At 66.1% G+C, this 13,195-nt stretch carries 9 protein-coding genes; 8 read left to right on the top strand and 1 reads right to left on the bottom strand.

The genetic code is table 11. The features are described 5' to 3' along the window. Positions 1 to 112 precede the first annotated feature (112 nt). The 6 genes from JS533_RS08235 (at position 113) to JS533_RS08210 (ending at position 9,492) form a co-directional block, all read left to right on the top strand. Entirely contained in the window at positions 113 to 751 is a 639-nt protein-coding gene (locus JS533_RS08235; RefSeq protein WP_241513948.1) for a TetR/AcrR family transcriptional regulator, read from the top strand. Between the two features lie 160 nt (positions 752 to 911). After that, entirely contained in the window at positions 912 to 1,544 is a 633-nt protein-coding gene (locus JS533_RS08230) for a TetR/AcrR family transcriptional regulator (protein WP_241513947.1), read from the top strand. Between the two features lie 207 nt (positions 1,545 to 1,751). Beyond that, the gene (locus JS533_RS08225) at positions 1,752 to 3,080 is read left to right on the top strand and encodes an MFS transporter (protein ID WP_241513946.1); all 1,329 of its coding nucleotides are present in this window, start codon (positions 1,752 to 1,754) and stop codon (positions 3,078 to 3,080) included. Positions 3,081 to 3,238: 158 nt separating this feature from the next. Then, on the top strand, positions 3,239 to 4,585 hold the full coding sequence (locus JS533_RS08220; protein WP_241513945.1) for a glycoside hydrolase family 30 protein: 1,347 nt from the start codon (positions 3,239 to 3,241) through the stop codon (positions 4,583 to 4,585). 88 nt (positions 4,586 to 4,673) lie between these two features. Then, a complete protein-coding gene (locus JS533_RS08215; RefSeq protein WP_241513944.1) occupies positions 4,674 to 6,944 on the top strand; it encodes an exo-alpha-(1->6)-L-arabinopyranosidase in 2,271 nt (756 codons plus the stop codon). A gap of 202 nt (positions 6,945 to 7,146) precedes the next feature. Continuing rightward, positions 7,147 to 9,492 carry a glycoside hydrolase family 3 N-terminal domain-containing protein gene (locus JS533_RS08210; RefSeq protein WP_241513943.1) on the top strand — a complete coding sequence of 782 codons (2,346 nt, stop codon included), beginning with the start codon at positions 7,147 to 7,149 and terminating at the stop codon, positions 9,490 to 9,492. 94 nt (positions 9,493 to 9,586) lie between these two features. Here the strand turns inward: JS533_RS08210 and JS533_RS08205 are convergent, their stop codons facing one another. After that, positions 9,587 to 10,534 (bottom strand): ROK family glucokinase, encoded by a 948-nt coding sequence (locus JS533_RS08205; protein ID WP_241513942.1) that lies wholly within the window; start codon positions 10,532 to 10,534, stop codon positions 9,587 to 9,589. Positions 10,535 to 11,042: 508 nt separating this feature from the next. Here JS533_RS08205 and JS533_RS08200 point away from each other — a divergent pair. Both JS533_RS08200 and bglB read left to right on the top strand, forming a co-directional pair. Continuing rightward, on the top strand, positions 11,043 to 11,882 hold the full coding sequence (locus JS533_RS08200; RefSeq protein ID WP_241513941.1) for a sugar phosphate isomerase/epimerase family protein: 840 nt from the start codon (positions 11,043 to 11,045) through the stop codon (positions 11,880 to 11,882). Between the two features lie 166 nt (positions 11,883 to 12,048). Further along, the gene (gene bglB, locus JS533_RS08195; protein ID WP_241513940.1) at positions 12,049 to 13,149 is read left to right on the top strand and encodes a beta-galactosidase BglB; all 1,101 of its coding nucleotides are present in this window, start codon (positions 12,049 to 12,051) and stop codon (positions 13,147 to 13,149) included. Positions 13,150 to 13,195 lie beyond the last annotated feature (46 nt).

Raw genomic sequence — 13,195 nt, 5'->3', positions numbered from 1 at the left:
ATGACCTAGAACTGCAAGATGCCCTTCGGAACAGGCCGAAGTTGGGAAGTGAGGGGCTCGACGCGGCGATGGCGGCGCCGGCGAGCGGCGGCACGCACTACACTGGACTGTTATGTCCACTGAAACTTCCCCGGCCAAGCGCGTCCGCAAGGCCCCCGAGGAGCGCCGTCGCGAGATCCTCGCCGCGGCGATCCGCCTGATCTCCGAACGTGGCTACAACGGTATTTCGATCCAGGACGTCGCCGACGAGGTGGGCGTCACCAAGCAGGGCGTGCTGCGCTACATCGGCAGCAAGGACAACCTGCTTGCGATGGTGTACCGCGACAACTACAACGCCACCGGCAACATCGACGAATTCATGGACTCCGGCCTGCCGGGCTCCACGCCCGACGACCTGCGTTTTCCCGCGTACCTGCGGTTCCTGGTGCGCTACAACTCGCGCCGGCGCATGCTGGTGCAGCTGTTCTCCATGCTGCAGGTCGAGTCGTTCAATCCCGCGCATCCGCTGCACGACGAATTCGCGGGGCGGCAGAACGAGATCTGGGAGTATTACTCGTCGTTCGACTGGAACATCCCGCCCGAGATCGGCGGCTGGGACGAGGGCATGCGGCCCATCGTGCGGCGTGCGATGGAGATCATGGACGGCGTGCAGCTGCGGTGGCTTCGCGGGCCGGAGATCGACCTCAACGAGGAATGGGCCGGACTGGAGACGGCGATCTTCCCGTCGCCGGTGTGGGACGGGTATCGCTGAGCCGGGTCGTCGAGCCATGTGCGGCTGGGTGGCTGCCGAGTCGTCGAGTCGGTCCGTGACGAGTCGGACCGTGACGGGACGGTCCGCTGACCCGGGTGGTTGCGCGGGTCTGAGCCCTGCCGTTGGCATATCGAATGGCCATTCGATATACTGAACTGCCATGACGGAAACCAAGCAGAAGAGGGTGCGCAAGAGCCCCGAGGACAGGCGTGCGGAAATCACCCGGGCCACGGTGCGGCTGATCGGGGAGCGGGGGTATTACGGCACGTCGCTCAAGGACATCGCGGATGCGGTGAACATGAGCCAGCCCGGACTGTTGCATTACATCGGCAACAAGGAGGGGCTGCTGTCGATGCTGATCGCCGACGGCTACGACACGCACGGCACGCCGGAGGATTTCATGCGTTCCGGCCTGCCGGGCAGCGATCCCGACCGGCTGCTGTTCCCGTCCTACCTGCGCTATCTGGTGCGGTACAACTCGCAGCGCCGCGAGCAGGTCCAGATGTACATGAGGCTGGAGGCCGAATCGTTGAGCCCGGACCATCCGCTGTACGACTACTTCGACTGCCGAGGCGAGGCGGCATGGGACTATTACTCGCGGTTCCAGTGGTGCCTGCCGCCGCAGGTCGGCTCGTGGGAGGAGTCCATGAAGCCGCTGGTCCGCCGTTGCCTCGAGGCGATGGACGGCGTGCAGCTACGCTGGCTGCGCCGGCCGCCGGTCGACCTGTACGACGAATGGCTGGCGTTCGAGATGCTGCTGTTTCCCTCGCCGACGTGGGACAACTATCGCTGACGGCCGTCTTTGTCTACCGACTGATCGATATGACTGTGCGACACGCCGATGCTATGTTTGATGTCTCTAAAAACGTTGGAAATACGCGGTTTATCACTAACTAACGATCGTTAGATATCGAGTTGACAAAAGCGTCGCCGGGGCGCTATCATCTCTTATATCTAATAAACATTAGATATAAGTCAGAGCAGACAAGAAGGTTCAACGATGAGTGGTACCACGGCAACTTCCGCAAGCGAACGGCTTGCGGCATACAACGCCAATATCGCGGCCGCCGAGAAGGATGCGACGCTGTCGCCGGAAACCGGCAGGACGATGGACAAGGCCACGCTGTTCCGCTTCGGCGCGGGCTTCCTCGTGTTCGGCCTGCTGTGGATGAGCGGCCTGGCCATCGTGTCGGCCGTGCTGCTGACCAAGCACCTGCAGTCCATCTTCGGACCGGACGTGGAGGGTCTGACCGGCGTGATCAACGCGTGCACCGCGCTCGCCTCGCTGGCCTCGAACCTGCTGTTCGGCACCCTGTCGGACCGTTCGCGCTCCAAGTGGGGGCGTCGCACCCCGTTCATCGTGCTCGGCGCGATCCTGGGCGGCGTGACCCTGTTCCTGACGGGCATGGTGACGAATCCGGTGGCGATCACCATCATCTATTGCCTGTGCATGTTCGGCCTGAACGCGATGATCGCGCCGCTGGTCGCGATGATCTCCGACCGCATCCCGGTCAACGTGCGCGGCACGATGTCCGCGTTCTTCGGCGCGGGCCAGACGTGCGGCGCGCCGATCGGCACGCTGATCGGCTCCGCGTTCATCCTCAACCCGTTCCCCGGGTTCGTGCTGGCCGGCGTGCTCATGTTCCTCGGCGGCATCGTGGCCGTGATCATCGTTCCCAAGGAGGCCTCGGCCGACTTCCTGCCCAAGGACGAAGGCAAGCCGTCCGACGTGCTGCGCAGCTTCATCCCGCCGAAGTTCTCCACCGCGCATGACTTCTACAAGGCGTTCGCGGGCCGCCTGTGCATGCTGCTGAGCTACCAGATGATCACGGTCTACCAGCTGCTGATCTTCCAGAAGTACGTCGGTCTGGACGATGCGGCCGCGGGCGCCGCGATGGCGACGATGTCGCTGATCACGATGATCGTCTCGCTGGGCGGCTCCGTGGTGGCCGGCCCGATCTCCGACGTGATCGGCCGCCGCAAGCTGCCGGTGATCGCCGCGTCCGTCCTGTTCGCCGTCGGCATGGCCATGCCGTGGATCATGCCCACCACCACCGGCATGTTCCTGTACGCCGGCATCGCCGGCCTCGGCTACGGTGTGTACTCGTCCGTCGACCAGGCGCTCAACGTGGACGTGCTGCCGAACAAGGAGGAGGCCGGCAAGGACCTCGGCGTGCTCAACCTCGCCACCACGCTCGGCCAGATGCTCGGCCCGGTGCTCATGAGCGTGATCACCGTGACCCTCGGCTATGCGGCCGCCTTCCCGATCTCCATCGTGTTCGCGCTGCTCGGCTGCGTGTTCATCATGATGATCAAGGGCGTCAAGTAAACGCAACCGATCGCAACCGATCAGTCATCCAGTCATCCAGTCATCCAGTCATCCAACGACATCAATCAGTCATCCAATCATCCAACCGATCATCCAACCGATCGACCGCGCGAACCACAGCCGGACACGCGGCCGGAAACCAAACCAAGGAGCCGATCATGACCACATGGATCTCCACCACCCCGGACGCCAAGCTCGTCGACCGCAGCGCCGACATCGTCGCCACCGGAGCCGTCGCCGCCCCCGATCTCGCGCTTGACGGCAGCGAATACCAGTCGCTGCGCGGATTCGGCGGCTGCTTCAACGAACTCGGCTGGCTGCCGCTGCAGACCGTCACCGAAGCCGAACGCGACCAGATCATCAAGGAGCTGTTCGACCCTGAGGAGATGAACTTCACGTTCAACCGCGCGCCCGTCGCCGCCAACGACTTCGCCGACCACTGGTACAGCTACGACGAGGTCGAAGGCGACTACGACATGGAGCACTTCTCCGTCGAACGCGACGAGCAGACCCTCATCCCGTACATCCACCGCGCGCAGGAATGGCAGCCGGACATGCGCCTGTTCTCCTCGCCGTGGAGCCCGCCGACGTGGATGAAGCGCCCCAAGGCGTACAACTACGGCCGTCTTGTGCGCACGCCGGAAAACCTCAAGGCGTACGCGAAGTACCTCGTACGCTACGTCGAGGAGTACGCGAAGCACGGCATCGCCGTCAACCAGCTGCACGTGCAGAACGAGGTGTTCGCCGACCAGAAGTTCCCCAGCGCCCTGTGGGACTCCGACGCGCTCAAGGAGTTCATCCGCGACTACCTCGGACCAGCCTTCGACGAGGCCGGACTCGACACCGACATCTGGCTGGGCACGCTCAACGGCCCCGAGGACATGGCGTGGACCGGCGGCGGCTACGGCATGAAGCTCAACAACTACAACCGTTTCGTCGACAACATCCTCTTCGACGAGGGCGCCCGCCGTTACATCAAGGGCATCGCCTACCAGTGGGCCGGCCAGAACTGCATCGCGCGCACGCACGAATCGTGGCCGGAGATCGACCTCATCCAGTCCGAATCCGAATGCGGCGACGGCCAGAACACGTGGGAGTACGCCGAATACGTGTTCCACCTGATCAACCACTACCTCAGGAACGGCGCCACCGCATACGTGTACTGGAACATGATCCTCGACGACCAGGATTCGACCTGGGGCTGGTGGCAGAACTCGCTGTTCACCATCACCGCCGACACGCACGAGGTGCGCCGCAACCCCGAATACTATGTCATGAGGCACTTCTCCAAGTACGTGCGCCCCGGCGCGAAGGTGCTCGGCACGACCGGCCACTTCAACTCGATGGGCATCGCGTTCCGCAACCCGAGCGGTTCGCTGGCCGTGGTCGTGCAGAACGCGCTCGACTACGAGATGCCGTTCGAGTTCGCCGACCCGGCCGACCCGAACCGCGGACTCAAGGTGACGCTCGCGCCGCGCTCGTTCAACACGTTCGTGCTGGACTGACGGACGACGGGACAGGCCGGCGGCCGCCCGCATCGCGGCGGGCCGCCGCCGGCACGACGAAACGACGATCCGAGAAACGGAGGACATCATGAACGATACCGTCGAAACCCATCCGACCGTCCGGGACCTCACCCTCGAGGAGAAGGCGTCCCTGACCTCCGGCGGCGACGCATGGCACCTGCAGGGCGTCGAATCCAAAGGCATCCCCGGCTACATGATCACCGACGGTCCGCACGGCCTGCGCAAATCCCTCGCCGCCAGCACCGGCGAGACCGACCTCAACGCATCCGTGCCCGCCACCTGCTTCCCGCCGGCCGCCGGCCTGTCCAGCTCGTGGAACCCCGCGCTCATCCGCGAGGTCGGCGAGGCGATGGCCGAGGAATGCATCCAGGAGAAGGTCGCCGTGATCCTGGGACCCGGCGTGAACATCAAACGCAACCCGCTCGGCGGCCGCTGCTTCGAATACTGGTCGGAGGACCCGTATCTGGCCGGCCATGAGGCCGTCGGCATCGTCGAAGGCGTGCAGTCGAAGGGCGTGGGCACCTCGCTCAAGCACTTCGCCGCCAACAACCAGGAGACCGACCGTCTGCGCGTCGACGCGCGCATCTCGCAGCGCGCCCTGCGCGAGATCTACCTGCCGGCCTTCGAACACATCGTCAAGACCGCGCAGCCGTGGACCATCATGTGCTCCTACAACCGGATCAACGGCGTCCACTCCGCGCAGAACCACTGGCTTTTGACCGACGTGCTGCGCGGCGAATGGGGCTTCGAGGGCATCGTCATGTCCGACTGGGGCGCCGACCACGACCGCGTGGCATCCCTCAACGCCGGCCTCAACCTCGAAATGCCGCCGTCCGGCACCGACGACCAGATCGTCCACGCCGTGCGCGACGGACGCATCGAACCGGCGCAGCTGGATCGCATGGCCCAGGGCATGATCGACCTCGTCGACAAGACCCGCGCCGCCATGAACGTCGACGGATACCGCTTCGACGCCGCCCGCCACCACGACGTCGCCCGCCGCGCCGCAGCCGAATCGATCGTCATGCTCAAGAACGACGACGCGACACTGCCGCTCGACGCGCACGCCATCGCCGCCGGCGAACGCAGGCTCGCCGTCATCGGCGAATTCGCGCGCACCCCGCGCTATCAGGGCGGCGGCTCGTCGCACATCACGCCCACGACGATGACCTCGTTCCTCGACGCGCTCGACGAACGCGGCGTCGCGGCCACGTTCGCGCCCGGCTTCACGCTCGACCTCGAACCGGCCGACCCCGCGCTCGAATCGCAGGCCGTGGACGCCGCGCGCGCCGCCGACACGGTGCTCATGTTCCTCGGGCTGCCGGAAGCCGCCGAATCCGAAGGCTTCGACCGCGAACATCTCGACCTGCCGGCCAAGCAGACCGCACTGCTGCGCCGCGTCGCCGAAGCCAACCCGAACGTCATCGTCGTGCTGTCCAACGGATCCGTCGTCTCCGTCGCGCCGTGGGCGGCCGACGCCAAGGCGATCCTCGAATCGTGGCTGCTCGGACAGGCCGGCGGCGCGGCGCTCGCCGACATCGTGTTCGGCGATGTCAGCCCGTCCGGCAAGCTCGCGCAGACCATCCCGCTGAACATCGCCGACGATCCGAGCATGATCAACTGGCCCGGCGAGGAGGGCCACGTTGACTACGGCGAGGGCGTGTTCGTCGGCTACCGCTACTACGACACGTACGGCAGGCCGGTCGACTATCCGTTCGGCTACGGACTGAGCTACGCGACGTTCGCGATCGGCGACGTCACGGTGGACAGGACCGGCGCGAACACGGCCCGCGTGAGCGTGACCGTGACCAACACGTCCGACGTGACCGCGGCCGAGACCGTGCAGGTGTACGTCGCGCCCGGCGCGTCCGACGTGGCCCGCCCGCGGCATGAGCTCAAGGGATTCGCGAAGGTACGCCTTGCCGGTGGCGAGTCGGCGCGCGTTGCGATCGACCTGGACGAACGTGCGTTCGCCTACTGGTCCGAACGGTTCGACGACTGGCACGTCGAAGCCGGCGACTACGCGATCGAGGTCGGCACGAGCTCGCGCGACATCGCCGCGACGGCGTCGGTGACGCTGGACGGCGACGGCAAGAGTCTGCCGCTGACCGAATGGTCCGCGTACGGCGAATGGGCCGCGGATCCGGTGGGGTCGTCGATCGTCGAGGCCGTGGCCGAGGCGGGGGAGCGCGGCGACCTGCCCAAGCTGCCGGACAACGCGATGATGCGCATGTTCCTCAAGACCATGCCGATCAACTCGATGCCGATGCTGCTGGGGGAGGCCGGCAAGGCGGTCACCGAGTTCATGCTGCGGGAGTACGCCGCCCGCGTGCGCTGACGGATCTCGCCCGCCGCACGCCTGATGGGTTGGCGTGCGTGGCGGATATCTCTTGCTGGGGGTGTCTTAGTGGGAGAAAACCGCCACGCACGATATGCGCCACGGCATCGTCGCTTCGGTGTGTCGCGACGGCGATGGCTCTAAAATACCAATTGGTAACTAAAGGTCATCGTCCGATTTCATCGAAGAAAGCGAGGCATCCATGAGCGACACCGCCGCAACCCTGCCCTACAAGAACCCCGACCTGCCCGACGCCGAGCGCATCGCCGACCTGATCGGCCGCATGACGCTCGAGGAGAAGGTCGGCCAGATGATGCAGCTCGACGCGCGCAGCGGCGATCTGGAGGACCTGATCGTCAACAGGCACGTCGGCTCCATCCTGCACACCAGCCCCGAGGACCTGCCGCGCGCGGTCGAACTGGTCAACGGCAAGACCCGCCTCGGCATCCCGCTGGTCATCGGCGACGACTGCATCCACGGCTACTCGTTCTGGCCGGGCGGCACGATCTTCCCCGAACAGCTCGGCATGGCCGTCAGCTGGGATCCGGACAAGATCGAGGCGATGGGCCGCGCCACCGCCGAAGAGGTCTCCTGCACCGGCGTGCACTGGACGTTCTCCCCGGTCCTGTGCATCGGTCGAGACACCCGCTGGGGCCGCGTCGGCGAGACGTTCGGCGAGGACCCGTACCTGATCGGCGAGCTCGCCTCCGCGATCGTCAAGGGGTATCAGGGCGGCGCCAAGGCCGGCGAAAAACTGCCCAAGGACGCGATCCTCGCCTGCGCCAAGCATTTCGCCGGCTACTCCGAAACGCAGGGCGGCCGCGACGCCTCCGAGGCCGACCTGTCGCACCGCAAGCTCGAATCCTGGTTCCTGCCGCCGTTCGAACGCGTCGCCAAGGAAGGCTGCGGCACGTTCATGCTCGGCTACGAGTCGATCGAAGGCGTGCCGGTCACGTTCAACAAGTGGCTGCTGAGCGACAAGCTGCGCGGCGCATGGGGTTACTGCGGCATGCTCATCACCGACTGGGACAACGTCGGACGCTCCGTCTGGGAGCAGAAGGTCAAGCCCGACTACACGCATGCGGCCGCCGACGCGGTCAAGGCCGGCAACGATCTGGTCATGACCACGCCGCAGTTCTACGACGGCGCGATCGAGGCCGTGCGTACCGGCCTGCTCGACGAATCGCTGATCGACGAGGCGGTCGCGCGCATCCTCGCCGTCAAGTTCCGCCTCGGCCTGTTCGAGGATCCGCGCCTGCCCGATCCCGAGCGCATCAAGACGGTGATCGGCTCGGCCGAACATCAGCGGCTCAACCTCGAGCTGGCCCGCGAATCGGTCGCGCTGCTGCGCAACGACGGTTCGCTGCCGTTCACTGCGGCCGGCGCGAAGCGCATCGCCGTGGTCGGCCCGCTCGCCGACGACGCCCAGACCCAGCTCGGCGACTGGGCCGGCAGCTCCGGCCAGGTCAACTGGATGCCCGACGGCCAGCCGCGCGAGATGATCACCACCGTGCTCGACGGACTGCGCGAGCTCGCCGGCGACGGCTGCGACGTCGTCTACTCGCGCGGCGCGAACGTCGTCGACCTCGTTCCCGATCCGGACGGCGAGTTCTATCCCGACGGCCAGCCGCGCCCGAAGGTCGCCGTCAACGCGCCCGTCGACCAGACGCTCATCGACGAGGCCGTGGCCAACGCAAGGCGGTCCGACCTGATCGTCGCCGTCGTCGGCGACGTGGTGCAGCTGATCGGCGAAACCTGCTCCACTGCCACGCTCGACTTGCAGGGCGGCCAGAACGCGCTGCTCGACGCGCTCGCGGAAGTCTCCCGCGAAACCGGCAAGCCGCTCGTCACCGTGCTCATCAGCTCCAAGCCGCAGATCCTGCCGGCGAGCATCGTCGGCGCGAACGACGTGTTCGCCAAGCGCTGCAACGATCCCGCCGTCGGTGCCGGTTCGATCCTGTGGGCGCCCAGCCCGGGCATGCAGGGCGGCCGTGCGATCGCCGAGATCATCCTCGGCGTCACCGACCCGTCCGGCAGGCTTCCGATCACGTTCCCGCGCCACGCCGGCCAGCTGCCGGTCTACTACAACCAGATCCGCGGCCAGCACGGCAACCGCTACGCCGACCTCACGCAGGACCCGGCGTTCGCGTTCGGCGAGGGCCTGGGCTACACGACGTTCGCGTACGGCGAGCCGACGATCACGTCCGGCGCGTCGCACGACGACGGCACGTTCGCCGAAACCGACACCGTGCACGCCGAGATCACGCTGACCAACACCGGCAAGCGTGCCGGCACGGAAGTCGTGCAGGCGTACGTGAGCGACGTCGTGACCTCGTACAGCTGGACCGACCGCGAACTCAAGTCGTTCCGTCGCGTCACGCTCGAGCCGGGCGAAAGCGCGACCGTCGCGTTCGACATCCCCGTCGCCGACTGCACGATCGTCGATCCGAACGCCGACCGCACCGTCGAGCCGGGCGAGTTCGAGCTGCTGATCGGCCACTCGTCGCGCCGCGACGATCTCAAGGCGGTGCGCTTCACCGTCGCGTAACGTCAAAGACCGTTCATATACGATGAGGTCCCTTCCCGAAGTTTCGGGGAGGGACCTCATCGATGTTGCGTTCTGTGGCCGCGTCGGCGCAGGGTCAGCGCAGGGCGAGGTTCGCGGCGCCGATCAGGCCGGCGTCCTGGCCGGCGGTGGCGGCGACGATCTTCGCGTGTCCGCGGTAGGCGCTGCCCTCGAGGAAGCGCTCGTAGTTGTAGCGGGCCGGCTCGAGCAGGATGTCGCCGACGGCCACCACGCCGCCGCCGATCACGAACAGGTCCGGGTCGAGCACGGCCGCGGTGGCGGCCATCGTGCGGCCGAGCCATTCGCCGATCTTGCCGAAGGCGTACAGGCCGAGCACGTCGCCCTCCTGCGCCGCCTGCGAGACCATCGGGCCCTCGAGCTTGTTGATGTCGCCGCCGCACAGCTCCAGCAGACGCTTGGCATCCTGCGGGCGACGGCGCACGGCCGACTTGGCGAAGTTCTCGAGCGAGGTGCCGGACGTGTAGCGCTCGGCGCAGCCGCGCAGGCCGCAGCCGCAGTGATCGCCGTCCGGGACCATCGGCAGGTGGCCGATCTCGGCGGCCATGCCGAACGAGCCGCGGAACAGCTGGCCGTTGATCACGATCGCGCCGCCCAGGCCGGTGCCGACGGTGAGCGCGACCATGTTCGAGCTGCCCTGGCCGGCGCCGTGCACGTACTCGCCCCAGCCGGCGCAGTTCGCGTCGTTCTCGACGACGACCGGTACCTCGTGGTCGATGAGCTTGCCGACGTGTTCGGACAGATCGTAGTTGACCCATGCGGGGATGTTGGCCGCGAAGGTGAGCGTACGGCGGTCGGCGCCGACGTTGCCGGCGGCGGAGATGCCGATGGCCTCGATCTTGTGGCCGGCGGCGACGGCCTCGCGGTAGACCTTGGCGATGTTGTCGTTGATCGCGTCCGCGTCCATCGGCGTGGGCACGCGCCAGCGCTGGATGATGGCATCGTTTTCATCGCAGACGGCAGCGGCGATCTTGGTTCCTCCGATATCGACGGCGAGCGTGGTCATGGTTCTCCTTTGATCATTGGTCCGGGCTAGTGAAGACAAGGAAAGCATAACCATTCTGTGCGACGTTGAGGGGCGTTTTCCGTATGTTTACCGCACGTTCCGTCGCTGGATCGGCCCCATCTGCCGATGGGAGCGCTCACAGTGGCATGCGTCCTCGGCGTGTCTTAACTACCAACCGTCAAGCAAACGCTGTCACCGACGCCCATCATCGTCGCGTTTTCCGCCACGTGCCGTCAGCTGGCGTTGAACAGCGGGGAGAGCTCGTCCTGATGCTCCTTCAGCACGGCGAACGGCACAGGGTGACTTGCTGCGGCGAATTCGTGGGGGAGTGGCGGGGCGTCCTGGCCGCGTGGCTTTGCGCCGCGGTTTGCTGCGTTTTGCGGGAAATGGGGCGGCGAATGGAATTGGCGGCAACAAATTCGGCCTGTGGGGCGGGCGCGGATAGCGTGGGGACGTGTACATGGACGACGGCGTCGCAGACACGGAACGCGTAGGAAAGGGGCGGCATATGATCAACTTCGGAGTCAGAGGGCATGACGTGACGTTCGACGGCACGCCTGAGGGGCTGGCCCGCGCCATCGCGGCGACGGGCGCGCACAACGTGCAGTTCGCGCTGAACGCGCTGTTCCCCGACCTGCCGGCGGGCGAGAAGGAGATCAACCCCGGCATGGGCATGTACTTCCGCCGCGTGCTCGGCGAGCGGGGCGTGCGGATCGCCGTGCTCAGCTGCTACATCAACATGATCCACCCCGATCCGTCCGTACGCGAGCCGCTGCTGCGCCGGTTCGAGGCGTACCTGCGCCACGCGCGCCACTTCGGCGCGCCCGTGGTGGCCAGCGAAACCGGCTCGGTGCTCGAAACGCTCGGCGTGTACACCGAGGCGAACTTCACCGAAGGTGCGTACCAGGACGCGCTCGGCGTGATCCGCCGCCTCGTCGCCGCCGGCGAACGGTATGGCACGATCGTCGGCATCGAACCGGGACGCAACCATCCGATCCACGATCTGGCGACCGTGCGCCGGCTCATCGCCGACGTCGACTCGCCGTGGATGGGCATCGTGCTCGACCCGTCCGTGCTCATCGACGGCGTGACGTACGGATCGCAGATCGACCTGATCGACGAGGCGTTCGCGACGTTCGGCGAGCATATCGTCGCGATGCATCTCAAGGACTTCCGTCCGGTGCCGGGACGGCTGGAACTGGACATGTGCGATATCGGCGACGGCGTGATGCGCGTCGGGGACGCGCTACACATCGTCGAACGGTACCGTCCGTACCTGCCGGTGATGACCGAGGAGACCAAGGGCGACGCGATCGCGGCGGCGATACGCCGGTACGGCGATGCGTGACGGGATAATGCAAACTGATTGCATAGTAATGCAGATTATTGCAGGATGATTTCCATATTTGTGGAAACTGTTGTAGAATGGCAACAGGAACGGAAACGACGGACGCAACGACCGCGGACGCGACCTATGCCGAACCAACACCCACGAACTCAAGGAACGAGGAATCATGGACACTCCACCGATGCCGGCCACGCGCGATCGGCTGCTCGGGCTGATCGACGCCATGTCCGACAATCTCGTCGCCATCGTGTCCGACGGCGACGGACTGTGGACGGTGGGCGACGTCGTCATCGACGACAAAAGCTGGAACGTGTGGAACTGGCCGCAGGGCATCGGCCTGTACGGCCTGTACCGCAACTGGGAGATCACCGGCTCGCGGTCCGCGCTCGACGCCGTCGAACAATGGTACGACCGCGCCTTCGCCCAGGGAACGCCCTCCAAAAACGTCAACACGATGGCCCCGCTGCTCGCCATGGCCTACCTGTACGAACGCACCGGCGACCCCAGGCTCAGACCCTACCTCGAACAGTGGGCGCGCTGGGTGTACCGCGACATGCCGCGCACCGAAGGCCACGGCCTGCAGCACGTCACCCTCGGCGAGCCGCACCACAACCAGCTGTGGGCCGACACGCTCGTCATGAGCGTGCTGCCGCTGGCCAAGATCGGCATGCTGCTGGGCAACCGGGCATACGTCGAAGAGGCCAGATACCAGTTCGAAATCCACGTCAAATACCTGATGGACAACGCCACCGGGCTGTGGTTCCACGGCTGGACCTTCGACGGACGGCACAACTTCGTCGGCGCGCACTGGGCGCGCGGCAACTGCTGGGCCACGATGGCGATCCCCGAAATCATCGACATCCTCCGCCTCGACGCCGACGACTCGCTGCGCCGCTGGCTCACCGCCGTGCTCGAGGAGCAGGTCGCGGCCCTCTCCGAATACCAGAGCGACAGTGGCCTGTGGCACACGCTCATCGACGACGAAGGCTCCTACCTCGAATCGTCCGGCACCGCGGGCATCGCCTACGGCGTGCTCCGGGCCATCCACCACGGATACCTGTCCGAACGGTACCTCGGCATGGCCTACCGGGCCGTCGGCGGGCTCATCGGGCAGATCGGGGAGCACGGGGAGGTGAACAACGTCTCGATCGGCACCGGCATGGGCGGCGACCTCGACTACTACCGCGGCATCGAACGCGCGGCCATGCCGTACGGACAGTCGCTGACCATCCTCGCATTCACCGAAATGCTCGTCTCCTACTGCTGACGGGCGCGGCGCACCCAACACCGCAACGCAACCAGCGGCAAAGCCG

This window comes from Bifidobacterium amazonense (assembly GCF_018555435.2).
Taxonomy (GTDB): Bacteria; Actinomycetota; Actinomycetes; order Actinomycetales; family Bifidobacteriaceae; genus Bifidobacterium; species Bifidobacterium amazonense.
The sequence above is the reverse complement of the archived record's forward strand: the minus strand, read 5'-3'. Positions and strand labels throughout refer to the sequence as shown.

Excerpts from the sequence above, each read along its gene's own strand:
- JS533_RS08235 (WP_241513948.1), top strand. The coding sequence starts at position 113 with ATGTCCACTGAAACTTCCCCGGCCAAGCGCGTCCGCAAGGCCCCCGAG.
- JS533_RS08230 (WP_241513947.1), top strand. The coding sequence starts at position 912 with ATGACGGAAACCAAGCAGAAGAGGGTGCGCAAGAGCCCCGAGGACAGG.
- JS533_RS08225 (WP_241513946.1), top strand. The coding sequence starts at position 1,752 with ATGAGTGGTACCACGGCAACTTCCGCAAGCGAACGGCTTGCGGCATAC.
- JS533_RS08220 (WP_241513945.1), top strand. The coding sequence starts at position 3,239 with ATGACCACATGGATCTCCACCACCCCGGACGCCAAGCTCGTCGACCGC.
- JS533_RS08215 (WP_241513944.1), top strand. The coding sequence starts at position 4,674 with ATGAACGATACCGTCGAAACCCATCCGACCGTCCGGGACCTCACCCTC.
- JS533_RS08210 (WP_241513943.1), top strand. The coding sequence starts at position 7,147 with ATGAGCGACACCGCCGCAACCCTGCCCTACAAGAACCCCGACCTGCCC.
- JS533_RS08205 (WP_241513942.1), bottom strand. The coding sequence starts at position 10,534 with ATGACCACGCTCGCCGTCGATATCGGAGGAACCAAGATCGCCGCTGCC.
- JS533_RS08200 (WP_241513941.1), top strand. The coding sequence starts at position 11,043 with ATGATCAACTTCGGAGTCAGAGGGCATGACGTGACGTTCGACGGCACG.
- bglB (WP_241513940.1), top strand. The coding sequence starts at position 12,049 with ATGGACACTCCACCGATGCCGGCCACGCGCGATCGGCTGCTCGGGCTG.